This is a genomic window from Nonomuraea diastatica (genome assembly GCF_004349015.1).
GTDB classification, from domain to species: Bacteria; Actinomycetota; Actinomycetes; order Streptosporangiales; family Streptosporangiaceae; genus Nonomuraea; species Nonomuraea diastatica.
The window spans coordinates 60,706-85,705 of record NZ_SMKP01000006.1; the positions used below are offsets into that span (position 1 = coordinate 60,706).

At 71.0% G+C, this 25,000-nt stretch carries 23 protein-coding genes; 10 read left to right on the plus strand and 13 right to left on the minus strand.

All coding sequences use genetic code 11. The features are described 5' to 3' along the window. The first annotated feature begins 3 nt into the window (after nucleotides 1-3). From E1294_RS03330 to E1294_RS03355, 6 genes are all read left to right on the plus strand, one after another. On the plus strand, nucleotides 4-813 hold the full coding sequence (locus E1294_RS03330) for a helix-turn-helix domain-containing protein (RefSeq protein WP_132504302.1): 810 nt from the start codon (nucleotides 4-6) through the stop codon (nucleotides 811-813). Nucleotides 814-1,061: 248 nt separating this feature from the next. Further along, nucleotides 1,062-2,069 carry an ABC transporter substrate-binding protein gene (locus E1294_RS03335; protein ID WP_132504304.1) on the plus strand — a complete coding sequence of 336 codons (1,008 nt, stop codon included), beginning with the start codon at nucleotides 1,062-1,064 and terminating at the stop codon, nucleotides 2,067-2,069. Continuing rightward, nucleotides 2,066-3,172 carry a FecCD family ABC transporter permease gene (locus tag E1294_RS03340; protein ID WP_132504306.1) on the plus strand — a complete coding sequence of 369 codons (1,107 nt, stop codon included), beginning with the start codon at nucleotides 2,066-2,068 and terminating at the stop codon, nucleotides 3,170-3,172. The genes E1294_RS03335 and E1294_RS03340 overlap by 4 nt, the downstream gene beginning before the upstream one ends. Continuing rightward, nucleotides 3,169-3,912: an ABC transporter ATP-binding protein gene (locus E1294_RS03345; RefSeq protein ID WP_132504308.1), complete on the plus strand. Its 744-nt coding sequence runs from the start codon at nucleotides 3,169-3,171 to the stop codon at nucleotides 3,910-3,912. The genes E1294_RS03340 and E1294_RS03345 overlap by 4 nt, the downstream gene beginning before the upstream one ends. A 115-nt stretch (nucleotides 3,913-4,027) precedes the next feature. Then, on the plus strand, nucleotides 4,028-4,783 hold the full coding sequence (locus tag E1294_RS03350; RefSeq protein ID WP_132504310.1) for an SDR family oxidoreductase: 756 nt from the start codon (nucleotides 4,028-4,030) through the stop codon (nucleotides 4,781-4,783). Between the two features lie 159 nt (nucleotides 4,784-4,942). Continuing rightward, nucleotides 4,943-6,148, plus strand: a complete 1,206-nt coding sequence (locus tag E1294_RS03355; RefSeq protein WP_132504312.1) for an erythromycin esterase family protein — start codon at nucleotides 4,943-4,945, stop codon at nucleotides 6,146-6,148. On the opposite strand, the gene E1294_RS03360 is transcribed toward E1294_RS03355, so the two are convergent. The 4 genes from E1294_RS03360 to E1294_RS03375 form a co-directional block, all read right to left on the minus strand. Continuing rightward, nucleotides 6,149-6,559 (minus strand): VOC family protein, encoded by a 411-nt coding sequence (locus E1294_RS03360; RefSeq protein ID WP_132504314.1) that lies wholly within the window; start codon nucleotides 6,557-6,559, stop codon nucleotides 6,149-6,151. It lies immediately after the preceding gene. 10 nt (nucleotides 6,560-6,569) lie between these two features. After that, nucleotides 6,570-7,010, minus strand: a complete 441-nt coding sequence (locus tag E1294_RS03365; protein ID WP_132504316.1) for a helix-turn-helix transcriptional regulator — start codon at nucleotides 7,008-7,010, stop codon at nucleotides 6,570-6,572. Between the two features lie 81 nt (nucleotides 7,011-7,091). Next, nucleotides 7,092-7,811: an ABC transporter permease gene (locus E1294_RS03370; RefSeq protein ID WP_132504318.1), complete on the minus strand. Its 720-nt coding sequence runs from the start codon at nucleotides 7,809-7,811 to the stop codon at nucleotides 7,092-7,094. Nucleotides 7,812-7,844: 33 nt separating this feature from the next. Further along, a complete protein-coding gene (locus E1294_RS03375; protein ID WP_132504390.1) occupies nucleotides 7,845-8,729 on the minus strand; it encodes an ABC transporter ATP-binding protein in 885 nt (294 codons plus the stop codon). Between the two features lie 196 nt (nucleotides 8,730-8,925). On the opposite strand from E1294_RS03375, the gene E1294_RS03380 reads away from it, so the two are divergent. From E1294_RS03380 to E1294_RS03385, 3 genes are all read left to right on the plus strand, one after another. Next, nucleotides 8,926-9,528: a response regulator transcription factor gene (locus tag E1294_RS03380; RefSeq protein WP_132504320.1), complete on the plus strand. Its 603-nt coding sequence runs from the start codon at nucleotides 8,926-8,928 to the stop codon at nucleotides 9,526-9,528. 91 nt (nucleotides 9,529-9,619) lie between these two features. Continuing rightward, nucleotides 9,620-9,784: a hypothetical protein gene (locus tag E1294_RS52375; protein ID WP_165977058.1), complete on the plus strand. Its 165-nt coding sequence runs from the start codon at nucleotides 9,620-9,622 to the stop codon at nucleotides 9,782-9,784. After that, nucleotides 9,772-10,044 carry a hypothetical protein gene (locus tag E1294_RS03385; RefSeq protein WP_132504322.1) on the plus strand — a complete coding sequence of 91 codons (273 nt, stop codon included), beginning with the start codon at nucleotides 9,772-9,774 and terminating at the stop codon, nucleotides 10,042-10,044. Before E1294_RS52375 ends, E1294_RS03385 begins: the two co-directional genes overlap by 13 nt. A gap of 317 nt (nucleotides 10,045-10,361) precedes the next feature. Here E1294_RS03385 and E1294_RS03390 read toward each other — a convergent pair whose 3' ends face one another. From E1294_RS03390 to E1294_RS03410, 5 genes are read right to left on the minus strand one after another with little or no spacing between them, the layout of a single operon-like run. Beyond that, nucleotides 10,362-13,460, minus strand: a complete 3,099-nt coding sequence (locus E1294_RS03390; protein WP_132504324.1) for a DUF5722 domain-containing protein — start codon at nucleotides 13,458-13,460, stop codon at nucleotides 10,362-10,364. 13 nt (nucleotides 13,461-13,473) lie between these two features. Next, a complete protein-coding gene (locus tag E1294_RS03395) occupies nucleotides 13,474-14,916 on the minus strand; it encodes an ABC transporter substrate-binding protein (protein ID WP_132504326.1) in 1,443 nt (480 codons plus the stop codon). A gap of 49 nt (nucleotides 14,917-14,965) precedes the next feature. Beyond that, the gene (locus tag E1294_RS03400) at nucleotides 14,966-15,790 is read right to left on the minus strand and encodes a carbohydrate ABC transporter permease (RefSeq protein WP_132504328.1); all 825 of its coding nucleotides are present in this window, start codon (nucleotides 15,788-15,790) and stop codon (nucleotides 14,966-14,968) included. Then, nucleotides 15,787-16,677, minus strand: coding sequence for a carbohydrate ABC transporter permease (locus E1294_RS03405; RefSeq protein ID WP_246082778.1), 891 nt, complete (start codon nucleotides 16,675-16,677; stop codon nucleotides 15,787-15,789). The genes E1294_RS03400 and E1294_RS03405 overlap by 4 nt, the downstream gene beginning before the upstream one ends. Before the next feature lie 14 nt (nucleotides 16,678-16,691). After that, nucleotides 16,692-19,844: a glycoside hydrolase family 78 protein gene (locus E1294_RS03410; RefSeq protein ID WP_132504330.1), complete on the minus strand. Its 3,153-nt coding sequence runs from the start codon at nucleotides 19,842-19,844 to the stop codon at nucleotides 16,692-16,694. A 170-nt stretch (nucleotides 19,845-20,014) separates the two neighbouring features. Here E1294_RS03410 and E1294_RS03415 point away from each other — a divergent pair, with 170 nt between their 5' ends. Beyond that, complete coding sequence (locus E1294_RS03415) at nucleotides 20,015-21,070, plus strand: LacI family DNA-binding transcriptional regulator (RefSeq protein ID WP_246082779.1); 1,056 nt, start codon at nucleotides 20,015-20,017, stop codon at nucleotides 21,068-21,070. A gap of 83 nt (nucleotides 21,071-21,153) precedes the next feature. Here the strand turns inward: E1294_RS03415 and E1294_RS03420 are convergent, their stop codons facing one another. The 4 genes from E1294_RS03420 to E1294_RS03435 are packed head-to-tail and all read right to left on the minus strand — an operon-like array spanning nucleotide 21,154 to nucleotide 24,906. Continuing rightward, nucleotides 21,154-23,388, minus strand: a complete 2,235-nt coding sequence (locus E1294_RS03420; protein ID WP_132504332.1) for a heavy metal translocating P-type ATPase — start codon at nucleotides 23,386-23,388, stop codon at nucleotides 21,154-21,156. Between the two features lie 21 nt (nucleotides 23,389-23,409). Then, entirely contained in the window at nucleotides 23,410-24,393 is a 984-nt protein-coding gene (locus tag E1294_RS03425) for a hypothetical protein (RefSeq protein WP_132504334.1), read from the minus strand. Further along, nucleotides 24,390-24,602, minus strand: a complete 213-nt coding sequence (locus E1294_RS03430; protein ID WP_132504336.1) for a heavy-metal-associated domain-containing protein — start codon at nucleotides 24,600-24,602, stop codon at nucleotides 24,390-24,392. Before E1294_RS03430 ends, E1294_RS03425 begins: the two co-directional genes overlap by 4 nt. A 22-nt stretch (nucleotides 24,603-24,624) precedes the next feature. Beyond that, the gene (locus E1294_RS03435; protein WP_132504338.1) at nucleotides 24,625-24,906 is read right to left on the minus strand and encodes a metal-sensitive transcriptional regulator; all 282 of its coding nucleotides are present in this window, start codon (nucleotides 24,904-24,906) and stop codon (nucleotides 24,625-24,627) included. Between the last annotated feature and the right edge of the window lie 94 nt (nucleotides 24,907-25,000).

Genomic DNA, 25,000 nt, shown 5'->3' on the forward strand with positions numbered 1-25,000 from the left:
CCCGTGATCGGGGCCCTGGCTTCCCCCTCGGCCGGGACGTGCCCTGAGCACCTGCAGCTCGGCGGGCTGCGCCTGGTGAACGGATCAGAGGTCCTGGCCCCGGAGCCCTGCGCGGACGAGGACGCGTACCTGCTGGTCGTCTCGTTGTGGCGGGAGGGCGGCGCGTTGTTCCTGTACGGCCCCGCGCGCGGGATCCGTCCATGGGCGTCCGGGGGCGCCTGCGTGCTCATTCCGAAGTCCCTCGTGCAGCCGCAGGCCGAGCTCCTGGACGAGCTGCCGTGCCGGGCGGTTCCCGCCATGAGCGGAATCGCCCGGCTGCTGGCCGATTTCGTCACCGACGTGTGGAACGACCGGGAGAGTTTGCGGCCCGCCGACGGCCCGCGGGTGGGGATGGCGCTCCTGGGGCTGATCTCCGCGCTGCTCCACAACCTGATGGAGGACGGCCACGGCGGCATGCGGCAACGATCCGGCCGGGACGCGCTCGACCAGCGCATCCGGACCTTCATCCAGCGGCATCTTCGCGATCCCGCTCTGACGCCCGGCAGGGTGGCCGCCGCCCATCGCATCTCGCTCAGCCACCTGCACGAGATCTTCGCCGAGCAGGGCCTCACGGTCAGCGCCTGGATCAGGCGGCAACGGCTGGAACGCGCGCGCCGTGACCTGGCCGATCCCGCGCTGCGGGAAGTCCCCATCCAGGACGTCTCCGCGACCTGGGTCTTCTCCCATCCGGCTGACTTCAGCCGGGCTTTCCGCCGCGCGTTCGGCGTCTCGCCCAGCGGCTTCAGGCGCCGGGCGCTGGCGGAGCCGGAGTGAGGTCCGGCGTCCGGACGCCCTCGGGGTGGAGCGGCCCCTTCTGACCGGCAGGGCGTGGGTTCACGCGGTGAGGTGCGGCGACCCGATGCTAACGCGGCTTGCTGGCAATTGCGGCATATGTGCAAAATGAGGTCGTTCGTCGCATCACCATCGCTCGACCTCTCACCTCCGGAGACTCATCACATGAGCCGCACCCCAGCCATGCCGATCACTCGCGCCAGCGCGCCGCTGAAGGTGGTCGCCGGGTCATGAGAAGGTTGCTCGTCCTGGTGGCGGCCCTCACGCTCACCGCCTGCGGGCAGGCGCCCGCCACGCAGGAGACCGATTCCGCCGAGGCGCCGCAGCCCGGGTTCCCCGTCACGGTCGAGAACTGCGGGCGTACCCTCACCTTCGACCGGCCGCCCGCCAAGGTCGTGACCGGCTATCACCCGTCCCTGGAGACGCTGCTCGCCCTCGGCCTGGGCGACCGGATCGCCGGTCGTACGAACTTCTCCGAGAGCGCGTTCCTGCCCGGCCAGAAGGAGCCGTACGACAAGATCCCCGAGATCTCACCGACGATCATGCTCCCCCAGAAGGAGGTCATGCTCGCCCAGGGCGCCGACTTCGTCCTGGACAACGCGATGAACAGCTTCGACGCGGGCGGCGGCTACGCCACCGTGGAGGAGCTGGACGCCGCGGGCTCCCCGGTGTACATCCTGGGCGGCTGGTGCAGCCCGCAGGAGATGCTCGAGTTCACCCTCGAGGACACGTTCACCGATTTGCACAACCTCGGCAAGATCTTCGGCGTCCCCGACCGCGCCGGCAAACTGGTCGCCGAGCTGCGCGGCCGGCTCGACGACGTGCGCAAGCGCGTCGCCGGCCGGACGCCGGTCAAGGTGCTGGCCACCGACGGCGGCAGGGGCCCCGTCAACGCCTACGGCGGCGCCGGCATCACCCACCAGATGATCGCCGCCGCAGGCGGGGTGAACGTGCTGGCCGACGTCAAGGGCGACTACACCGAGGTCAGCGTGGAGCAGATCAGCGCCGCGCAGCCCGACGCCATCCTGGTCAGCGAGTACGCCACCCTGCGGGGCGAGACGACGCCGACCGTGCAGGCCAAGACCGCCGACGCCCTCGCCATCGCCAGGAACAGCCCGGCGGCCAAGGCCAAGCGGGTGCTCCCTGTGCCGGTCTCGGCCCAGCATCCGGGTTACCGCAACCTCCTGGCCATCACCGACATCGCCCGCTTCCTGCACCCCGACGCGTTCACCTCATGACCAGCGAAACAAGGCAGGAGCAGGCCCCGGCCGGGGTTGCGAGCGCCGGAAGTCCTCGCCGGCGCGGCCGCCGGTTCGCGGCGCTCGTCGTCGCGCTGGCCGTGGCCGTGGTCGCCGCGACGTGGCTGGCGGTGAGCATCGGCGCCGTGCACGTCGCACTGCCGCAGGCGTGGGGCATCGTCGCCGACCGGCTGGTGCCCGGCCTCGTCCCGCGTACGTGGACGCCGGTGCAGGCGCAGATCGTGTGGGAGTTCCGGCTGCCGCGCGCGCTGCTGGCGCTCCTGGTCGGGGCGGGGCTGGCGGTGGTCGGAGCGGTGCTGCAGGCGCTGGTGCGCAACCCGCTGGCCGACCCCTTCCTGCTCGGCGTCTCGTCCGGCGCGTCCTTCGGCGCGGTGCTCGTGCTCATTCTGGGCGCCTCCACGCTGGGCGGGCTGACGCTGTCGGGCGCCGCCTTCGCAGGCTCGCTCCTCGCCCTGGGCCTGGTGTACACGCTGGCCCAGCGCTCGGGCCGGCTCACCCCGTCGCGGCTGGTGCTGGCCGGGGTCGCGCTGGCGTACCTCTTCCAGGCCCTCTACAGCTTCGTGCTGCAGCAGGCGCAGAGCGGACGGGCGGCGCAGCAGGTGCTGTTCTGGCTCATGGGCAGCCTGGGCGGGGCCCGCTGGCACATGCTGCCGCTGCCGGCCGTCGTCCTGGTCGGGGGCCTGGTCTACCTGCTGCTGCAGCACCGCCGGCTCAACGCGCTCGCCGCCGGCGAGGAGACGGCCGTCTCCCTCGGCGTGAACGTGCACGGCCTGCGGATCACGCTCTTCGTCCTCACCTCCCTGCTGGTCGGCGTCCTGGTGGCCACCAGCGGCGCGATCGCGTTCGTCGGGCTGATCGTGCCGCACGCGGCCCGCCTGCTCGTCGGCGCCGACCACCGCAGGGTGCTCCCGGTCACGGCGCTGCTCGGCGCGGCGTTCCTGCAGCTCGTGGACGTCGCCGCGCGGACCGTCAACGCGCCGCAGGAGCTGGCGCTCAGCATCGTCACCGCGCTGTTCGGGGTGCCGTTCTTCCTGTGGTTGCTGCGCCGGCGCTCGGTCGACCGGGCGGTGACCGTCGCATGATGCTCGACCTGCGCGGCGTCTCCGTACGCCTCGACAGCCGCCCGATCGTGCACGAGGCCGACCTCCTGGTCGACGCCGGCGAGTTCGTCGCCCTCGTCGGTCCGAACGGATGCGGCAAGTCCACCCTGCTGCGGACGATCTACCGGGCTCTGCGTCCCTCGGCCGGGCTCATCAGCGTGGACGGCGACGACGTGCACGGCCTGTCCTGGCCCGAGTCCGCCCGGCGAACCGCCGTGGTGGCCCAGGAGACGCCCTCCGAGCTGGACTTCACCGTCGGCGAGGTCGTGCTGATGGGGCGCACGCCGTACGAACGTGTCCCCGCCGCCGACGAGGAGCGGTGCGCGCGGGCCCTCGACCGTGTCGGGCTCGCGGGCGCGGAGGAACGTGTCTACGCCACCCTGTCCGGCGGCGAGAAACAGCGCGCGCTCATCGCCCGCGCCCTGGTCCAGGAGACCCGCCTGTTCCTGCTCGACGAACCCACCTCCCACCTGGACATCCGCCACCAGCTGGAGATCCTGCACCTGGTGCGTGAGCTGGGCGTCGCCACGCTGGCCGTGCTGCACGACCTCAACCAGGCCGCCGCGTTCTGCGACCGCCTGTACGTCATGAGCGCCGGCCGCATCCTCGCCGGCGGCCCGCCCGGCCAGGTACTCACCCCCGGCCTGATCTCCGAGGTGTACGGCGTGCGCGCCGTCCAGCGCACCCAGCTCGTCTTCGAACGGCTCAAGGGGGAACCGTGATGCCACCGCCTACGGAAGATTTTTCGCGGGGGCTGTCACAAGCCCGAGGGTCCGCATTGTCTTAGCTGGCGACCGGTCGGCACAGACGCCCCGGCGAACCAGAAAGGACTGCGCCATGAAGATCGTTGTCATCGGCGGAACCGGCCTGATCGGCTCGAAGCTCGTGACGAAGCTGGGCGAGCACGGTCACGAAGCCGTGGCGGCCTCGCCGAACACCGGCGTCAACACCCTCACCGGCGAAGGGCTGGCCGAGGTGCTGGAGGGCGCGCAGGTGGTGATCGACGTGTCGAACTCGCCGTCGTTCGAGCCCGCCGCCGTGCTGAACTTCTTCGAGACCTCCACCGGCAACCTGCTCGCCGCCGAGGTGGCGGCCGGCGTCGGTCACCACGTCGCGCTGTCGATCGTGGGAACGGAGCGGATGCCCGAAAACGGCTATTTCCGGGCGAAGATCGCCCAGGAGCAGCTGATCGAGAAGTCGGGCATCCCGTTCTCCCTCGTGCACGCGACCCAGTTCTACGAGTTCGTCCGCGGCATCGCCGACGAGGCCACGGACGGCGACACGGTACGGATCGCTCCCGTGCTCTTCCAGCCCATGGCGGGCGACGACGTCGCGGCGGCGGTCGGCAGGGTCGCGACGGTGACGCCCCTGAACGGCAGGATCGAGGTCGCCGGGCCCGAGCAGTCCCGGATGGACGAGTTCTTCCGCCAGGCGCTGGCCGCCTGGGGCGATCCGCGCGAGGTGGTCACCGACCCGCACGCGCGCTATTTCGGCAGCGAGCTGGAAGAGCGCTCACTGGTCCCCCTCGACGGCGCGACCCTCGGCGAGATCCGCTACCGCGACTGGGCTGCCCAGCACGCTTCCGGTAGGTAGCCGGGCCGGCACGGCGTGCTCGCGGCGTCAGGTTGTGCCGCCGAGCAGCGTGACGCGGATCCGCCTGCGGAATGAACGTCCTTTTGGGACTTCGGTCCCAAGGATCAGGCGTTCTCGTGGAAAAGTCTCCACAGGAGGTTCAGCGATACCGTTGACGGCATGGCTACTGGCATCCAGGACATCGCCCATGCCGTCGAGGCCGCCGCCATCATGAGGCTGCTCCCGGCCCGCCCGCGGCTGCTCGCCCTGGGTGAGCCCACCCACGGCGAGGACATCCTGCTCCACCAGCGGAACGACCTCTTCCGGCAGTTCGTCGAGCAGGAGGGCCACCGCTCGATCGCGATCGAGAGCGACTGCGTGAGGGGCCTGGTGGTGGACGACTACGTCACCTCGGGCAGGGGCACCCTCGACGAGGTCATGGAGCGCGGGTTCAGCCACGGGTTCGGCGCGTCCGCGGCCAACCGCGAGCTCGTACGCTGGATGCGCGCGTACAACGACGGCCGGCCCGCGTCCGAGCGGCTGCGCTTCGCCGGTTTCGACGGCCCGCTGGAGATGACCGGCGCCGCGAGCCCCCGGCAGGCCCTCACCGCGCTCCACGGCTACCTCGCGGCCCGGGTGGAGGCGGATCTGCTGCCCTGCTCCGCGGAAACGCTCGACCGCCTGCTCGGGGCCGACGACCGGTGGACCGACCCCGCCGCGATCATGGACCCGTCCCGGTCCGCAGGGCGGTCGGCCGAGGCCAGGGAGCTGCGGCTGCTCGCCGACGACCTGGTGGCGTTGCTCGACGCGGAGACGCCGCACCTGATCGCGGCGTCCTCGCGCGACGACTGGGACCGGGCGCGCCTGTACGGGCGCACCGCCACCGGCCTGCTGCGTTACCACTTCTGGATGGCCGGCACGTCACCGGGCCGCGTGGTGCGGCTGCTGGGCGTGCGGGACTCGATGATGGCCGCCAACCTCCTCGCGGTCGCCGAGCGGGGCCCGGCGCTGGTCCACGCCCACAACGCCCATCTCCAGCGGGAGAAGAGCACGATGCGGCTGGGCGACCTGCAGCCGGAATGGTGGGGCGCCGGCGCGCTCGTGAGCGCCCGCCTGGGCGAGGGGTACGCCTTCCTGGCCACGGCCATCGGCACGATCCGGCACCAGGGAGTGCACACTCCTCCCCCGGACACTCTCGAAGGGCTCCTCTACACGATCCCGCACGACCACTACGTCGTCGACGCCCGCCGGCTGGCCGCCGCGCTCAGCGACACGCCGCCCGCTCCCCGCGTGTCCCCCTGGTACGGCTACTTCCCGCTGAACCCGGCCCACCTGGCCGCGAACGACGGGATCGTGTTCGTCAAGGACGTCCCGCGCATCCCCTGATCACGCCTTCGGCGCCTGCGCGATGCGCACCATGGTGCCCGAAGGGTCGCGGAACGCGCAGTCGCGCGTGCCCCAAGGCTGGTCGATGGGCTCCTGCAGCACCTCGGCGCCGGATTCGCGGATCTTGTCGAAGGTCGCGTCGAGATCGTCGGCGCGGAAGACGACCATCGGCAGCACGCCCTTGGTGAGCAGGTCCTGGAGGGCGTCGCCGTCGGCCTTCGACCGGCCGGAATGCGGTGTGGAGAGCACGTATTCGGGGGCCGGCAGGCCGGGGCCGCCGAGGGTGACCCAGCGGCCCTCACCGGAGGGGACGTCGTTGCGTACTTCAAGGCCGAGCGCGTCGCGGTAGAAGGCGAGCGCTTCGTCGACGTCGTGGACGGTGATGTGGCAGTTCTGGAGTGAGATGGTCATGCGGACAACGCTAGGTGACCGCCTCGCGGTCCGCTTCTTCGATCCTGCTCGGCGCGTCTTTGGTCGGCCGGGTGTGCACCTTCGCCACGCACGGGGGCATCGCCGTCACCGCGCGGTGCTCCCGGGCGCGGTAGGCGCTCGGTGTCTCCCCCAGAAGCTGGGTGAACCGGGAGCTGAACGAGCCGAGCGAGGTGCAGCCGACCGCCATGCACGCGTCGGTCACGCTGACCCCCGCGCGCAGCAGCGCCATCGCGCGTTCGATGCGGCGGGTCATGAGGTAGTTGTACGGCGTCTCACCGTAGGCCGCCCGGAACTGCCGTGCGAAGTGCGCCGGCGACATGAGCGCGTGGCGGGCCAGCGTCGGCACGTCGAGCGGGCGGGTGTATTCGCGGTCGATCAGATCCCGAGCCCGCCTCAGGTGCACGAGGGTGGCGAGGTCGTGCGGGGTCATGGGGGAAGGGTATACCCGCTCCACCGGGAGCACCACTGACCTGCGGGAATGGCACCGAATCCCGTCGTGACGCCGAGATCGTCATCGTCGGGGCTCCCAGCGGAAGATCCGGGACGCCAGCGCGACGGCGACGGTGACCCAGCTCAGCGTGGGCGCCAGGAGAAGCAGGGAGGTGGGGAGGGGAACGCCGCCGTTCCAGGCGTTGACCACGAGTTCGGTGGCCGAGCCACCGGGGAGCAGCCGCTTGAGCAGGGCGAGATCCTCGGTGCCGGTGATCCCCACCCAGCTGGCCACGACGATGGTGCCGATGCTGATGGGCAGCGTGGTCACCTGGGCGTGCTCGGCGGAGTTCGTCAGCCCCGCCGTGGCGAGTCCCAGGCCGAGCATCATGATCACCATCGAGAGCACGGCCGCCGCCAGCAGGAGAACGTTGTCGGGCGCGCCCGTGACCACGGCCAGCACGGTCATGATCACGGCCACCTGGAGCAGCGAGATGACGGTGATCGGGAGGAGCAGCCCGGTGAGGATGCCGGTGTCGCCCGCCCCGGTGGAGCGCAGGCGCTTGAGGAAGAGGTTCTGGCGGCGGGATGCCAGAGTGGTCACCGTGGTGGCGTAGAGCCCGAAAGCCCCCACGGTGAACATCACCACCGCCGCGATGTATCCGAGGCTGCCCAGAGCCGCGAAGACGTCGTGCCGGTAGATGAAGAACGAGCTGACCGCCGCGGGCATGACGAGACTGGTGACCAGAACCAGCCGGTTCCGGAAGATCTGGACCAGCTCGCTGAGAGCGATCGAGAGCATGGCGAAGGTCCTTTTCTCGATGAGGGGAGTGGTCTAGTCGCTGCCGAGGGCGCGGAAGACGTCGTCGAGCCTGGTCGGTCCGGCTTCGAGTCCCTCCAGTTCCACGGCGTGGTCCTGCGCCCAGCGGAGCAAGGTGAACAGGTCCTTCTGCAGGCCGAAGGTCTCGATGCGGAACGTCCCGTCGTTCTCGCGCGTGGCCTGCAGCGGCAGCGCGGGTGCGCGGGCGGGCAGGAAGAAGCGGATGGTGGCGGGCAGGGTCCGCGTCAGCTCGGAGACGGTCCCTTCCCTGTGGAAGGTGCCCCGGTGCATGAGCCCGATGCGGTCGGCGCGTTGCTGAGCCTCTTCCAGGTAGTGCGTGGTGAGGACGATGGTGGATCCGTCGTCGCGCAACCTGTCCACGGCGTCCCACAGGTCGTCCCGGGACTGGATGTCCAACCCGGTGGTGGGCTCGTCGAGGAAGATCAGCTCAGGCGTTCCGTAGACGGCGGTGGCGAAGTCCAGACGCCGCTTCTCGCCGCCGGAGAGCTGCGAGACCTTGGTGCCGGCCTTGCGGGTGAGGTCGACGACGCCGAGCACACGTTCAACCCTGTCGGTGCGCTGGGAGAGCTTGCCGAACAACCGTACGGACTCCCTCACCGTCAGGTCGGGAGAGAACCCGCTTTCCTGCAGCATGATGCCCATCCTGGGCCGCACCGCCCGCCGGTCGCGCGGGCTCTGCCCGAAGACCCGCACGGTGCCCGAGGTGGCCGTACGGTGGCCTTCGACGACCTCCAGGGTCGAGGTCTTCCCCGCACCGTTCGTGCCGAGCAGGGCGTAGAACTCCCCCGGCCGCACCTGGAAGGACAGATCCTTGACGGCGTGGAAGTCGCCGTACTTGAGGTTCAGACGTTCGACGTCGATGACGGGTGTGGAGGCCATGCACCTGATCTCAGCCGTCGCCACGCTCATCTGCCAGTGGGACCGCGTCATGACCGCACCATGACGTTTCTTCCGCGATCACATGACGCGGTGTCACTGGCGGGCCGGATGGAACCGGCAGAATACTGGCGAAGGACCCCTGCTGTTCGACCCTGGAGCCACACATGGTGAGCCCGTCCGTGCGAAAGGACGACCGATGACCACCGTGGTGCTCGCCGATGACGAGGCCCTCCTCCGCAAGGCGCTGGCGTCGCTGCTCCCCCTCGAAGGCGAGATCACCGTGCTCGCCGAAGCCGAAGGGGGCGAGCAGGCCGTACAGGCCACGCTGTGGCACCGGCCCGATGTGCTCGTCATCGACCTGGAGATGCCCGGCATGGACGGGCTCGACGCGGTCGCGGAGATCCGCAAGGAGCGTCCTGACCAGGTGATCCTCATGGTGACCCGCCATGCCAGGCCCGGCGTGCTGCGCAAGGCGCTGAAGCTCGGGGTGCAGGGCTTCGTCAGCAAGTCCGCGGAACCGGCGCACATCGCCTCGGTCATCACGACGCTGCACGAGGGCAGACGCTGGATCGATCCGGACGTCTCCGCACTCGCCGTCGTCGACGACTGCCCGCTCACCGACCGGGAGAGCGATGTGCTGCGGGTGACCGGCGAGGGCTACTCGGTCGCCGACATCGCCGCCCGGCTCCACCTGGCAGAGGGCACGGTGCGCAACTACCTCTCCAACGCGATGCAGAAGACCCAGACCAGGACCCGGCACGAAGCGGCGCGCTACGCGCGCGAACACGACTGGTTGTGAGCACGACGGCGCGAGCCCCTGCCTGAATGCGGGGGCCGCGGGGATCGCCCGGCCCCCGGGCGGCGGGCGGTTTCGCGGGACGATGATCCGCATGATCGTGCACGCCCTCATCGCCGGATCGGTCGTGACCGCGCTGACGCTCGCCCGGCGCAAGCCGGTGACGCGGGAACGGCACGGGAGCCGTCCGTCCTGGTGGCGCTCCCCCGAGGCCGCGCTGGCCGGGGTGACGGGCCTGAGTTCACGGTGTACGTCCTGAGCGTGCGGGGCGGCGACGTGTCGTTCATCGCCCGCCACCTGCCGGACGGGTGGTTCTCGCTCGCGAGCGGCCCCGCGACGCAGGCACTGGCGGCGAGCTTCCCGCTGCCCGGGTTGCTGGCTGCAGCTGTGCTCGGAGCGCTCGTCCTCGTCGTGTACGACACCGCGCTGCTCTACAACCTCGGGCACCTGGGCGCCCAGGTGATCCCCGGGGCGGTCGTGCTGATCGCCGTCCGCTACGGGGCCCGCTCGTTCCCCTGACTCCCGCCGGGGCGGCGCGTCCACGCGGTCGGCCGCTCCTTCGGCTGGTTCCTGGTGGTGTTCTTCGTTCCCGCGCTGCCGATCCGGTACGGCCTCTCGCTCGGCGCCCTGTACGCCGCCGCCGGTGGCGCCGTGCCCCTCGTGCTCGTCGCCCTGGTGTACGGCCTGCGCGACGTGCTCGCGCAGGCCCCGGGGCGGCCGGTGGTCTGGCTCTCGCAGCTCGCGGTGGCGTGCCGCCGCCGGAGTGGGCGGCGTGGCCGTCACAGCCACGCTGCCCGCCGAAGAGCGGACGTAGACCGGCCCCGAGGCCGCGGATGTCACGAGATGCTGCGTCCTTCCACCGCGTCGAGTCGCAGCGGGCCGGCCCCCGCGTCGCCGCGCACGCCGAATCCGTACCGGTATCCTGCCCGCACCTCCGGGTCCGACAGGGCGGGCAGGTGCTCCAGCGTGGCGGCGGTGACGAGGTCCCAGCCTGACCCGGTGTCGGCGTAGATGGCGGCGCGGTCGCCCACCAGCGACAGCGCGAACCGGCCGCCGTCGGGGATGCTCACGCCCTGCTTGACGCCGAAGACCGCGAGCCCTCCCGGCACCTGGGGTCCGCGCACCTCGAAGCCGACCGACTTCTGGGTGTTCACGTAGAACGCCACCACGTCCGTCCTGCCGTCCTTGACCAGGCCCGTGTAGACGGTGTCCATGTCGGTGGAGTCGCCCTGGAACTTCCTGATGGTGATCGCCGTGCTGAAGGCCGGGTTACGCGGGGACACGCTCGACGACATCAGCCCGAACCAGTCCTCCGACGGGTGGGCGGCCGACAGCGCGCCGTCCGCGTACGTCACTTGCGGCAGCTCCTTGTTCTCCGGCTCCGCCCGGTGCACCTGGTAGTCGCCGGCGTTGTCGAAGGTGTCGTCGAGCTCCAGGTTGGCGAAGGCGTCAGGGGCGGGCGGCACGGACCCGGCCCCCGGCGGCAACCGGAACGTCACCCGGTGCTCCTGGCCCGAGTAGGACGCGCACACGACCGGATACTCCCGGTCCGCCGGCTCGTACGCGGTCAGCTTCGTCTCGAACGTGCGGCTCGCGCCGGTGCGCAGGCCGGTCACGCCCATCGCGTCCGGGTCGACGGTCACGCCGTCGCAGGAGGTGAGCCGGACCTTGCCCGCCATAGGCAGCACGTCCCGGTTCGTCACGGTGAAGGTGACCGTGGAGCCGACCTGGCCGCGCTCGCCGGTGGCGGCCGTCACGTCGATGTTGCGCCGGTCCGGGCGAGGCAGCGCGGCGGCGGCCAGGCTGAGCCGGTCGATCTCGTACGAGCCCGCCCAGTCGGAGCCGACCGAGCCGCGCACCCACACCTTGACCCTGGAGATCGCCTCGCGCGGGGCCCAGCGGGACAGGTCGAGCGTGAGCCGGTTCCAGCCGAGCGCGGGGTCGATCGTGCCCACGCCCTCCGCCACCGCGCCGTCACGCCCGTACACGCGGATCTTGGCGGAGAAGACGTTGCCCGGCTTGAAGCCGTCGTCGGCGTTCTCCGGCACCCTGATCGAGACCGAGAGACGCGACGTGCGCGTGGCGTCGAGCGGCTCGCCGAACAGCACGTCGGCGCCCTTGTACGACTTGGCGTACTGCGACCAGCCGGGCAGGTCGCGGTCGAAGCGGACGCGCAGCGCGTGCCCGTCGCCGGCGGCCACCCGCTCCACGGCGGCGGCGTTGTCCGAGGGCCGCCAGCCGCCGGTGTCCGTCTCGAAGCCGGAGATCACCCGCTCGGCCACTGGCTTGGCGTCGAGCTGCACCCCGACCGTGGCGGGCGGCTTCCTGACGGCGAGCTTGGCCGGGTCGAAGCCGGGGATGACGTCCTTCCAGTCGGAGATCCCGATGATCTCCTTCGCGAACTCGGTCACCTCCAGCGACCGTTCGGTGTCGATCCCGGCGAACACCTCGTGCACCGGCTTGCGCTCGCCGGCGTTGGACGCGGCCGCGTGCTCCTCGTCCCACGTCCACAGGCCGAGCCGGAGCCCGCCCTCCTGCTTGTGGTCGACGTGCCGGTGCAGGATGAAGGAGTCGATGCCGTCGGCGAAGGCCACCTTGTAGTAGGCGTACGCGTAGGCCGCGGCCTGGAGCCTGAGCTCCTCGTCGGAGTAGTCCTGGGAGTTCAGCCCCTGCTCGGAGAGGATCACCCGCCGCCGCTCACCGCCGTACGTCAGGTGGTCCTGGGCGAGGTAGCGCGGCAGCAGCTCGATGTTCTTGAACGTGATCCGCATCGTGTCGAAGCCGTCCGTGGCGGTCTTGTCGTTCCAGAACGCGGGGTTGAACAGGTTCTCCGGGTACGGGTGGTAGGCGATGTCCCAGTCGAAGTCGCCCTGGCGTTTGGTGAGCGCGTTGAGCCCGTCGACCACGTCGCGGCCCTTGTAGGTGTATTTCGGATCGTCGTTGGCCGCGCCGGTCCAGAAGTGCGTCAGCGAGGTGTAGACGCGCGCGGCGGCGTCGGCCTTGCGCACGGCCTGCCAGGTCAGCCGCATCGCCCGGGTGTACTGCTCCAGGAAGACGTCCCGCTCCTGCGGGCCCATGTTGTACCAGAACTGCTGGGCGTCGATCTCGTTGCCGACGATCCAGCCCCATGCCCGGCCGTACCGGCCGTCGGCCCGGCTGTAGCGCTGGGCGAAGAACTCCATCGCGGCCGTGAAGTGCGCCTCGCCCTCGGCCGTCTTGGTGTTGAACGCGTAGACCGTGCCCTTGCCCAGCTCGGCCTCTGGGTGGATGAGGGTGCGGGCGGCGGAGTTGGGAGCGGTGCTGTTGTAGACGAGGACGATCAGGTTGACCAGCATCCCGTTGTCCGACAGCGGCTTGACCTGGGCGTCCAGCCCGGCGACGGCGCCGCGGTCGAAGTAGTAGGTCTTTCCCTGGGAGACGAACTCGATGGTGTTGCCGGGATCGCCGGGCCCGGCCATCATGACCGAGTCGAGGGCGAGGTTGATGCCGGCGTGCTGGACGCCGATCTCCTCGGCGTCGTCGGACATCTGCACTTGCAGACCTTTTTTGCCCGACATTTCGGGGTATGGCGCTTGGCTGGTGGACGCGAAGCTCAGCCGGTCGGCGTAGTGCACCTCGCCCAGCGGCCCCGCCGTGCCCACCGCGACGAACTTGTCGTAGAGCCGGTCCTGGTCCCCGTCCATGCGCGGCACCTCGACACGGAACTCGCCCGCCTCGACGGTCGCGACAGGCGTCTCCCCGGTGTGCGTGTCCTGCCACGTGTCCAGCGCGTACAGCTCGGCCGGGCCGGACGCGGCGCCGGTGACCGTCACCGTGCTCTCGCCGACCTCCACACCGGTCACCCCGCCGGTCATCTCGTCTGATGCCGCCGCGTGCGCGGGCAGGCTCACCAACATCGCCGGTACGGCCAGCGCCAGGGCGATCAATAACCTCATGGTCAACTACCTCCTACTTGGCCCAGTCCTCGTCGCCCCAGGCGTTCTTCCTGATGCCGGCCTCGATGCCGCGATCCCACCACTTCGCCAGGTCGGCCAGCTCCTCCTCCAGCGAGCGCTCGTCCAGCAGGTAGCCGTCGAACACATCGCGGAACGAGGTGCCCTCGGGGCCGCCGGGCAGCGCCGTCACCCGGAACGGCCTGCCCCACTCGCCCTCCATGAGCCCCGCGGTCTCGGCCGAGGGCTCGACGCCCTCGACGGCGGGCAGCCCGCCGGTCGCGTCCAGCCACGGCTTGATCGCCGGCGAGCTCATGTACTGCAGGAACTTGATCGCCGCCGCGTACTTCCCGTCCTTGACCGTCGACGGGATCATGTAGCTGGTGCCGCCGATCGACGCGCCGTAACGGGCAGGGGCGTCCGTCGACAACGACGTGGTGGCCTTGGTGATCGTCGGGAACGGCATCGTGCCGAGCGGGAACTTCGCGTCCGCCTTCAGCGCCTCGACGGCGAAGTCGGTGCCCCACGACATGGCGGCCTTGCCGGAGACGAAGTCGCGGTAGCCGACCGTCGCGCCGCCGTCGGCCACGCCCGTCCAGTTGGGGGTGCCGCAGTCGAAGAACTCCTTGTAGATCTTGAGCGACTCGGCCACCTCGGGCGTCCTGGTGGTGAGCGTGCCCTCCTTGATCACCTTGCTCATCGACTTCTCGGTCACGGTCGGCGCCCTGCCGGGCCTGCCGGTGGCGTCGAACTGGTTCCACTCGTCGTAGTACTTGTCGATGAGCTGGGTGCTGACCGCCTCCCAGGTCCAGCCCGCGGCCAGACCGCCCTTGTCGAGCGCGACCGGGTCGAAGCCGGCGTCCTTCAGCTTCGCGCAGGCGGACCTGAAGTCCTCCCAGGTGGCCGGCGGCTGCTCGATGCCCGCCTTGGCGAAGGCGTCCTTGTTGTAGAACAGGCCGATCGCGACCAGGTTGAACGGGATGTACTCCAGCTTGCCGCTCTCCTTGCTGAGCGCCTTGGAGACGCCGGGTCCGTAGTACTCCTTCTTGAACACGTCGATCCAGCGCTGGTTGCCCGGCACGTACGGGTTGGGCTTCTGCAGCTCGGCGTCGAGCGCGTGCACCTCGTGCGCCTTGTGCGGGGGCTGGTTGAAGACCAGCTCGGGCGCGGTGCCGGCGGCGAGCTGGGTGGTGATCGTCTGGGAGAAGCCGTCGAGGGGCAGCACCTGGGTCTTGACCTCGATGCCGGGCTCTCGCTTCTCGAAGGAGTCGACGAGCGCCTCCCAGGCCGGGCCGAAGCTGCTGCCGCTGGCGTTCCACTGGTTGGGGCCTGCCAGGGTGATCGTGACCTTGCCGTCGGCGCCGGTCGCCGACGTGTCGCCGGTGCCCAGCAGGCCGCAGCCGGTCAGCGCGAGCAGCAGGGCCGAGGCCGCCAGCCCGCTCTTGGGGGGTGTTCTCATGGGGAGCCGGTTCCTTTCTTGGTTGATACGTTTCAACGAACGGCGACCCTCACCTGCCGGAGACGATGCCGCCCTGGATGCCGGCCAGGAACCACTTGGACAGGAAGGTGAACAACACCACCAGCGGAAGGCTGGCCAGAACGTAGCCCGCGAACAGCGGGCCCCACTGCTGCGCGTTCTGGTTGGCGAAGAACGCCAGACCGGCGGGGATCGTCCGGTACGCATCGGTCTGCACCGTGAGCAGCGGCCAGAAATAGTCGTTCCACACCCCCAGCACCGTCATCAGCGCCACGGTGCCGATGACGGGCCGGGACAACGGCACCATGAAGGCCAGGAACAACCGGGTCCCGCCCGCGCCATCGACCCGGGCCGCCTCGAAGATCTCCTCAGGGATCTGCGCCATGTAGGTGCGCATGACGACGATCCCGAACACCGTGTTCGCGGTGACGTGCGGGACGATCAGCACCAGCCGGCTGTCCAGGATGCCCAGGTCCCGCATCAGCACGAAGAGCGGGACCAGGCTGGTGATCGAGGGCACCATGAGCAGCGCCGCGATCAGCCCGAACAACGCGCCGCGACCGGGGAAGCGGAAGCGGGCGAAGACGAACGCCGCGGCCGGGGCCAGCACCAGCGTGCCGGCGATGGCCAGCCCCGCCACCACGAACGAGGTCAACAGGTAAGGGCTGACCTGCTCCCAGGCCACCGCGTAGTTGCCCAGGTGGAACGGCCAGGCGGGCGACCAGTAGCCGGCGAAGAACTGCTCGTTGTCCTTGACCGAGGCCGCCAGCATGAACAGGTAGGGGAACAGCCCGGCGAACGCCAGCACCGCCAGCACGGCCCCCGCCACCAGGTCGGTCCTGCGCGTGCGGCTCATGCGTCCGCCTTCCTGCCCAGCGTCAGCGCGACCAGGCTCACCGCCAGGGTCAGCACGAACAGCACGGTGCCGAGCGCCGCCGCGTAACCCCAGCTCGTGTCCACGAAGGCCGCGTCGAGCATGCGCAGCACCGGCACCTGCGTGGCGTTGTCGGGACCGCCCCCGGTCATGATGTGCGCCTGCATGCCGTACTGCAGCACCGAGATCACCGCCAGCACGAACAGCAGCTTGACGTCGCGGAACATCATCGGCAGGTCGATGCTCCAGAAGCGGCGCAGCCGGCCCGCGCCGTCGACCTCGGCGGCCTGGTAGATCTCCGCCGGCACGTTCTGCAACGCCGACAGGAAGACGAGGAACGGCAGGCTCGCCACCCACGGGAAGCCGATCGTCATCAGCGCGACGAGCGCGGTGTCGGGGTCGCCGATCCAGTTGCCCGCCAGCCCGTCCAGCCCCATCGCGCGCAGCAGGCTGTTGATGACGCCGTCGCGCGGGTCGTACATGAACTGCCAGAGCAGCACGTTGACCACCGCGGGGAAGGCCAGCGGCAGGATGAGCAGCGTGCGGAACACGAAGCGCAGCCGCTCGCTCGACAGCGACATCACCAGCTCGGCCGCCAGCAGCGGGAACACCCACATGAGCGTGACCGCCCAGACGAAGATGATCCCGATGTTGCGGAACGAGGCCCACCACAGGCCGTCGCCGAGCATCGTCAGATAGTTCTCGAAGCCGACGAAGGGCGACTCGAAGCCCGGCCGCCACTCGAAGAGCGAGTGGACCATGCCGTTCAGCGCCGGGTAGTACGCGAACGCCGCGAGCAGGGCGAACGTGGGGAGGAGGACGAGGTAGACGCCCCACGGGGGCCGCCGGCGCACCTTTGTGCTGGTCACGATCGAACTGCCTCTCAGCTTGCCGTGTCCTGCGCCCTGAACGCGTACGAGCCCGAGCCGACCCGGTAGACCGCTCCCCCGCCGTCCAGCCGGTCGAAGGTCACGCACTCCGCCTGGCCGGCCGGCACGCCGCTCTCGGTCACCCGCTCGGGCGGTGCGGGCACGTACACCTCGGCGCGGGTGTTGGGCGGCACGACGACGTCCAGCGCGAAACGGTCGCCCTCCAGCCGCCAGGCGACCTCCACCCGGCCGTGCCGGGTGCGATGCGCGGTCGTCGCCCAGGTGATCCCGCCGCCGGGCCGCGGCCGCACCACGATGTCGGCGTAGCCGGGCGACCCCGGTGCGAGCCCGCCGACCGTCCGGTACATCCAGTCGCCGACGGCGCCGTACGCGTAGTGGTTGAAGGAGTTCATGCCCGGGTCCTGCAGTCCCCGGTGGTGGCTCCACGAATCCCAGCGCTCCCACATGGTCGTCGCCCCGCCGTGGACGACCGGATAGAGCCAGGACGGGAAGGTGTCCTGCGTCAGCAGCCGGTAGGCCACGTCCAGCCGGCCGGTCAACGTGAGCGCGTCCAGCAGGAACGGCGTGCCGAGGAAGCCCGTCGACAGGTGGCCCCCGCGGGCCTCGATGTCGCCGGCCAGCCGGGCGGCCGCCCTGGGGAGCTCGTGCTCCTCGAACAGCCCTGCCGTGACGGCCAGCACGTAGGCGGTCTGCGTGCCCTCCGCCAGCACGCCGGGGCCCTCGGCGAAGGCCGCGCGGAACGCCTGACGGACGCGGCCGTACAGCTCCAGGCAGGCCCGCTCGTCCGCGTCGCGGCCGAGCGCGGCGGCGAGCCCGGCGAGCTGCCGGGCGGACAGCGCGAAGATCGCGGTGCCGACGAGCCGCTTGGGCGTCTCGGCGCCGATCGACAACCAGTCGCCGAACCCCTCCTCCGGGAAGATCCCGCCGTCGGAGCGTTTGTCCAGGTACGCCAGCCAGCGCACCATCGGCTCGAAGCAGGCCGCCACCACACCCGCGTCGCCGCGCAGCCGGTGCAGCGCCCACGGCACCATCACCAGCGCGTCACCCCAGCCGGGCGAGCCCGCCTCCTTGGGCGACGGCCCGCGGCCGGACAGCACGTCGGGCACCACGTGCGTGACGGCGCCGTCGTCGCCCTGCGCGGCCACCACGTCGTCCAGCCAGCTGCGCAGGAACCGGGCGACGTCGAAGTTGAACAGCGCCGTGGGCGCGAACGCCCAGATGTCGCCCGTCCAGCCGAGCCGCTCGTCACGCTGCGGGCAGTCGGTGGGGACGGCCAGGAAGTTGCCCCGCTGCCCCCACACGATGTTGCGCTGCAGCCGGTCGATCCGCTCGTCGGAGCAGGTGAACTCGCCGGCCGGCTCCATCGCGGCATGGGCCACCCTGGCCGTGATCCGCTCCGGGGCCGCGCGCAACCCCGACACCTCGACGTAGCGGAAGCCGTGGAAGGTGAAGCGCGGCTCGAACGTCTCAGGCCCGTCGCCGCCCGGCAGGAACTCGTCCGTCGCGCGGGCCGAACGCAGGTTGGCCAGGTGCGGCCCGCCCTCGTGGTCGAGGACCTCGGCGTGGCGCAACACCACCGGGCGGTCCCGGCCGGCACACCCGGTGAGCCGGACCCAGCCGACCAGGTTCTGCCCGAAGTCGGCGATCCACACGCCGGGGCTCCGTTCCCACACCGCGACCGGCTCCAGCTCCTCGTGCACCCGGATCGGCGGCGCGACGGCGGCGGTCAACCGGCCGGCTGGCGGGCTCACGGGCACCGCGGGCGGCCAGCCGGAGTCGTCGAACCCGGCCGCCGTCCAGCCGAGCGGCTCCGCGGCGAGGTCCTGCCGCTCACCGTTCTGCAGGTCGGCGTAGCGGATCGCGCCCGTCCCCGCCCGCCACCCGGGGTCCGTGCGCAGCCGGGTCACGCTGCCGTCGTCGTGCAGGATCTCCAGCTCGGCGCGGAAGGCCGGCCTGCGGCCGTACTGGAAGGGGCCGAACCAGCTGATGTGGCCCGCGTACCAGCCGTCGGCGAGAATCGCGCCGATCGCGTTGCGCCCCTCCGACACCAGCTCTGTGACGTCGTAGGTGTGGTACGTGATCCGGTGGCGGTAGTCGGTCCAGCCGGGCGCCAGGTGGTCGGCCCCCACCCGGCTGCCGTTCACGTGCACCTCGTGGACGCCGAGCGCGGTGGCGTAGAGCCTGGCCCTGCGCACCGGCAACGGCACGTCGAACTCGCGCCGCAGGTAGGGGCTGGGCCGGTCGGCGATCGGCTCGCGGCCGTGGGGCGGGTCGCCGTGCAGGCCCACCTCCTCGGCCAGCGACCACGCCGAGTCGTCGAAGCCGGGCTGTTCGAACCCGTCGCCCGGTAGATCGCCGGCCCGCCAGCGGCCGCCGGACGTGACGGTCACCCCGCCCGCCGCGCCCACCGGCACGAGTTGTGCCAGCGCCGGCCGCCCCTCGACCGCGACCTCCAGCCGTACGCACAGCCCGGACCCGCCAGCCCTGATCGCCAGCACGTTCTCGCCCGAGGCCACCAGGTCGCCCGCGTCGGCCACGAACGCGCCGTCCCGCGTCTCGCCCGCGACCGGCACGCCGTTGACGTACGCCTCCACCTCGGAGCTCCCGCCTATCACCAGCCACGCCGACAGCGGCCGCGCCCCGCCCGGCACGTCGAACCGCGTACGGAACGCCCCGACCGGCGAAGGGGACGGCCCGAGCCGGCCGGCGACCCACATGCGCGGCACGTTCTCCAGCGACGGCAACCGCTCCGAGCCGGGCGCCACGGGCGTGCCGATCCAGCCCGCCGTCCAGCCGGCGGTGTCGCCGAGCCCGGTCTCGAACCAGCGCGCGGGGCTCCACTCCGACCACGTGCCGCTCTCGCCGGCCACCTTGACGCGCCACCCGTAGCGGGTCCGCGGCCGCAGCTCCACCCCACCGTACGGGATGTCGTACGTGGCGGCCGAGGTCACGGCGTCGCTGTCCCAGACGAGCTCGGCACCCTCGCCGGCCGGATCGCCCTCACGCGCCACGATCACCCGGTACGCGCTCTGCGCGCGCCCGCGCCCGGCCCCGGTGATCTGCCACGAGAACAGCGGAGCGCTCACGTCCAGGCCCAAGGGCTCGGCCAGTCCTTCGACCTGCGGATCGGTCACGGCCAGCTGCATGCGAGGGCTCCCAACTATTTGAAACATTTCAATCCTCGCGAACCGTAAGCAGATGGAGGTACTCGCGTCAATGCCTGCGTGGAAACCTGAGATGTCCACGCCACACGGATGAAACATTTCAATGGCTACACTGGGTGTTCCTGCCAGGTGACCAGAAGGGCTGTCCGCCGGTGACCGACATCCACAAGCCGGCCGAGCGCCGCCGGCTCAGCATGGTCGACGTCGCCGCCCACGCCGGCGTGTCCGTGGGAACGGTCTCCAACGTGCTCAACCGGCCTGAGCTGGTCGCCAAGCCGACGCTGCGCCGGGTGCGCGCCTCCATCAAGGCGCTGGGGTTCGTGCCCAACGCTCCCGCCCGGCAGTTGCGCGGCGGCGCGAGCCGGTCCGTGGGCGTCATGGTGCGCGACATCGGCAACCCGTTCTTCACCGAGGTGCTGCCCGGCATCGAGACCAGGCTGTCGCAGGAGGAGCTGCTGCTCGTGCTCTGCAGCTCCAGCGACTCGGTCGAGAAGGAGGCCTATTACCTGCAGATCCTGGAGCAGCACCGGGTGCCCGGCATCCTCATCACGCCCGCTGGCGACGACATCTCCCACCTGGTGGAGCTGCGCCGGCGCGGCATCGGCATGGTGCTGCTCGACCGGCCGGGCGCCGACTCCCAGCTCTGCGCGGTCGCGGTCGACAACGTCAGGGGCGGCGAGCTGGCCGGCGCCCATCTGCTGTCGCTCGGCCACCGGCGCATCGGGTTCCTCAACGGGCCGTCGATCGTGCGCCAGTGCGCCGACCGGCGCAAAGGGCTGGACAACGCGGTGCGCGCCGCCGGGCTCGACCCCGGCGAAGTGGTCACCGAGGTCACCCTGCCCGCGCTCACCCCGCGCGAGGGCGAGGCCGCGCTGGAGCGGCTGCCCCTGCGTGCCGGGCCGACGGCGCTGTTCTGCGTCAACGACACGGTGGCGCTGGGCGCGCTGCGCGGGCTGGAACAGCGAGGCATCGGTGTCCCGCACGACATGGCGGTCATGGGCTATGACGACGTGGAGTTCGCGGCCGCGCTGTCACCGTCGCTGACCTCGATCCGCCAGCCGAAGCACCAGCTCGGCCACGCCGCCGCGGAGCTGCTGCTCACCGACTCCCGGGGCGACGCGGGCCACTGGCATCAAGAGATCGTCTTCCAGCCGGAGCTCATCATCAGAGTGTCGACCGGCGCCTCCCCGTCCCGACCGGGTCGGTAACCGGTGCCCCGCATCATCGTGTGGCGCGTGCTCCACGCCGAAGGGCGGCCCCGAGCCGGTGCGCTCGGAGCCGCCCCGCCGTGCTATCGGAAGCGGCGCAGCCGCAGGCTGTTGCTCACCACGAACACGCTGGAGAAGGCCATCGCGGCTCCGGCGATCATGGGGTTGAGCAGGCCCAGCGCGGCCAGCGGGAGGGCGGCAACGTTGTAGGCGAAGGCCCAGAACAGGTTACCCTTGATCGTCTTCAGCGTCTTGCGGGACAACCTGATGGCCTCCGCCGCGACCCGCAGGTCGCCTCTGACCAGGGTGAGGTCGGAGGCCTCGATGGCGGCGTCGGTGCCCGTGCCCATCGCCAGCCCCAGATCGGCCTGGGCCAGCGCGGCGGCGTCGTTGACGCCGTCGCCCACCATGGCCACGACCCTGCCCTCAGCCTGCAGCCGCTTGACCACGTCGACCTTGTCGGCGGGCAGCACTTCGGCGATCACCTCGTCGATGCCCACCTCGGTCGCGACCGTCCTGGCCGCCGCCTCGTTGTCGCCGGTCAGCAGCACCGGGGCGAGCCCCAGCGCGGCGAGTTGCTGGACGGCCTCCTTGCTGGTCGGCTTGACCGCGTCGGCCACGACGAGCACCGCCCTGGCCTTGCCGTCCCAGCCGACCGCGACGGCCGTGCGGCCGGCGGCCTGCGCGGAGTGCAGCCGCCGCTCCAGGTCCGGAGGGAGGTGCTGCGACCACTCCGCCAGCAGCCTGGGCCGGCCGACCAGGACCGCGTGCCCGTCGACGACGCCCTGCACGCCGAGCCCTTCGACGTTCGCGAAGTCCTCGGGTGCGGGCAGCTCGCCGAAGCGGTCGGCGGCGCCCGCGGCGACGGCCTGCGCGATGGGGTGCTCGGAGGCGTGCTCCAGCGCCCCGGCCAGGCGCAGCACCTCGGCCTCGCTCTCCCCTTCCGCGACGTGCACCTCGCTGAGGGTCATCTTGCCCTCGGTGACCGTGCCCGTCTTGTCCAGCACGACGGTGTCGATCCTGCGCGTGGACTCCAGCACCTCGGGGCCCTTGATCAGGATGCCGAGCTGGGCGCCCCTGCCGGTGCCGACCAGCAGGGCCGTCGGCGTGGCCAGGCCGAGCGCGCACGGGCAGGCGATGATCAGCACCGCCACCGCCGCGGTGAAGGCCGCCCCCACGCCGTCGCCCGTGCCCAGCCAGAACCCGAGCGTCCCGACCGCCAGGGCGATCACGATCGGCACGAAGACGCCGGAGATGCGGTCGGCCAGCCGCTGCACCTGCGCCTTGCCGGTCTGCGCCTCCTCCACCAGCTTGGCCATCTGAGCCAGCCGCGTGTCGCCGCCCACCCGGGTGGCGCGGACGACGAGCCTCCCGCCCGCGTTCACGGTGGCGCCGGTGACGGCGTCGCCCGGGCGCACGTCGACGGGCACGGACTCGCCGGTCAGCATGGAGGCGTCGACCGCCGAGGCGCCCTCCACGACCAGGCCGTCGGTGGCGATCTTCTCGCCGGGCCGGACGACGAACGTGTCGCCGGTCTGCAGCTGATCGGCCGGGATGCGGGTCTCCACGCCGTCGCGCAACACCGCGACGTCCTTGGCGCCCAGGTCGAGCAGGGCCCGCAGCGCGGCGCCCGCCCGCCGCTTCGAGCGGGACTCGAAGTAGCGCCCGGCCAGGATGAACGCGGTTACCCCTGCCGCGGCCTCAAGATAGATGTTGCCGGAACCGTCGGTGCGCTCGATCGTGAACTCGAACGGATGGGTCATGCCGGACATGCCCGCCGTGCCGAAGAACAGCGCCCACAACGACCAGCCCAGCGCGGCCAGCGTGCCGATCGAGATCAGCGTGTCCATGGTGGCCGCGCCGTGACGCAGGTTGGTCCACGCGGCCTTGTGAAACGGCCACCCCGCGTAGACCACCACCGGCGCCGCCAGCGTCAGCGACAACCACTGCCAGTTCGTGAACTGCAGCGGCGGGACCATGGCCATCGCGATCACCGGCACGGCCAGCACCACGGCCGTGATCAGGCGGTTGCGCAGCGGCCTGAGCTCGTCCTGCGACTCCTGCCCGGCCGTCTCCGCCTGGGGCGGCGCGGGCAGCCCAGCGGTGTAGCCGGCCTTCTCCACCTCGGCGACGAGTCGCTGGGGGTCGACGTCCTTCGGGAACGTGACGTTCGCCTTCTCGGTGGCGTAGTTGACCGTCGCGGTCACGCCGTCGAGCTTGTTGAGCTTGCGCTCGATCCGGTTGGCGCAGGAGGCACAGGTCATGCCGCCGATCGAGAGCTCGACCGCCTGCTGCCGGTCATCGGTGATCGTGGACATCACCGTTCTCCTCTCTCGCGTTCAGTGGCCATGATCGTCGTCGTGCTCGCCTGACGTGGCGGCCGGAGTCTGCCGGGGCGTCGCCGCCCGCCGGCCGCCGCCGAGCGTGAAGTCGGCCGTACGGACCTCGCCGCCGTGCCGGAAGTCCAGGAACAGACGGTAGTCGCCGTCGCTCGGCACCTCAGCGTAGAAGACGATGTCCGGCCCCGCGTCGGTCCTGCCGTCACCGGGCTCGCCGTCGGGATGCACGTGCAGGTAGGCCAGGTCGTTGGCGCGCAGGGCGACCAGGTGGCCGTAGGCGCCGAGGTAGGGCTGCAGGTCGGTGACCGGTTCGCCGTCCTTGCTGACCTTCAGGGTGAGCTTGCTCGCCTGCCCGGGCTTCAGGTCTCCGTCAAGGGTGACGGTGTAGCCGTCCACGGTGGAGGTGCGGGTGACCGGCGGCAGCGCCCTGGGCTCGTAGCCGCCCGCCACGGACAGGTCGGTCCCCAGGGTCAGGGCGTCGCCGCCGGTGGGGGCGAAGTCGGCGAAGGCGCGGTAGGCGCCCGCCTTGGGAAAGGTGAGCCCGACCGACCAGGTGCCGTCGGCGGCCATTTCAGGATGCACGTGCTGGAAGGTCGTCAGGTCACGGGACACGACGATGAAGTGCATCTTCTTGTCGTGCTGGACCTCGTAGCCGGTGATCGGCCGGCCGTCGGGGCCCGTCACGGTGAACCGGAAGTCGGCGGGCTCGCCGGGCTTGAGCGTGGAGGTGAGCGGGGTGAGGGTGTAGCCGTTCTCGGACACTTGGAGCCCCCCGGGGGTATCTTCTGCCGCCTGCTGCGTGGTGTGCTCGTCATGCCCCGCGCTCGCGGTGGGCGCCGCCATGGCGCCGTGGTCCTCCGGGGCGGGCGTCGCGCCGGCCGCGCTCGTCGCGACCGGTCCGACAACCTTGCCCGCGCCCAGGGCGCCGCCGAAGACGACGGCGAGTCCCAGGACGTAGGCCCCGATCTTGGCAGGCGTGTTCATGACGGATCCGCCACGTCGTATCCGGCCTCCTCGACGGCGGCGACGATCTTCGCCGGGTCGACAGGACCGTCGCTCTCGACCGTCAGCAGCCCGGACGTCAGATCCACCTCGACAGCGGCGACGCCGGCAACCTCGCTGACCTCTTCCTTGACCGAGCTGACGCAGTGTCCGCAGGTCATCCCCTTGACGGTGTAAGTGGCGGTGCTCATAGCGATCTCTCCTTCAATCCGGTCAAGAACGGACAAGTCGGGCAACGGCATCTGCCGCCTCCTTGACCTTGGCGTCGGCCTCCGGGCCACCGTTCTTCGTGGCCTCGGCGACGCAGTGGGCCAGGTGCTCTTCGAGCAGCGACAGGGAGAACGACTTCAGCGCGCTGGTCGCCGCCGACACCTGGGTCAGGATGTCGATGCAGTATTTGTCGTCTTCGACCATGCGCTGCAGGCCACGGATCTGCCCCTCGACGCGGCGCAGCCGCAGCGCGTGCTCGTGCTTGTTACCGCTGTATCCGGCCATCTCCGGCCTCCCCTCGGTGGTGTCGCTGGGAAAACACTATACCCCCCTATGGTATTCCGTGAAGCGGGAGGTCTCTTCGCGAATTCGCGCCTCC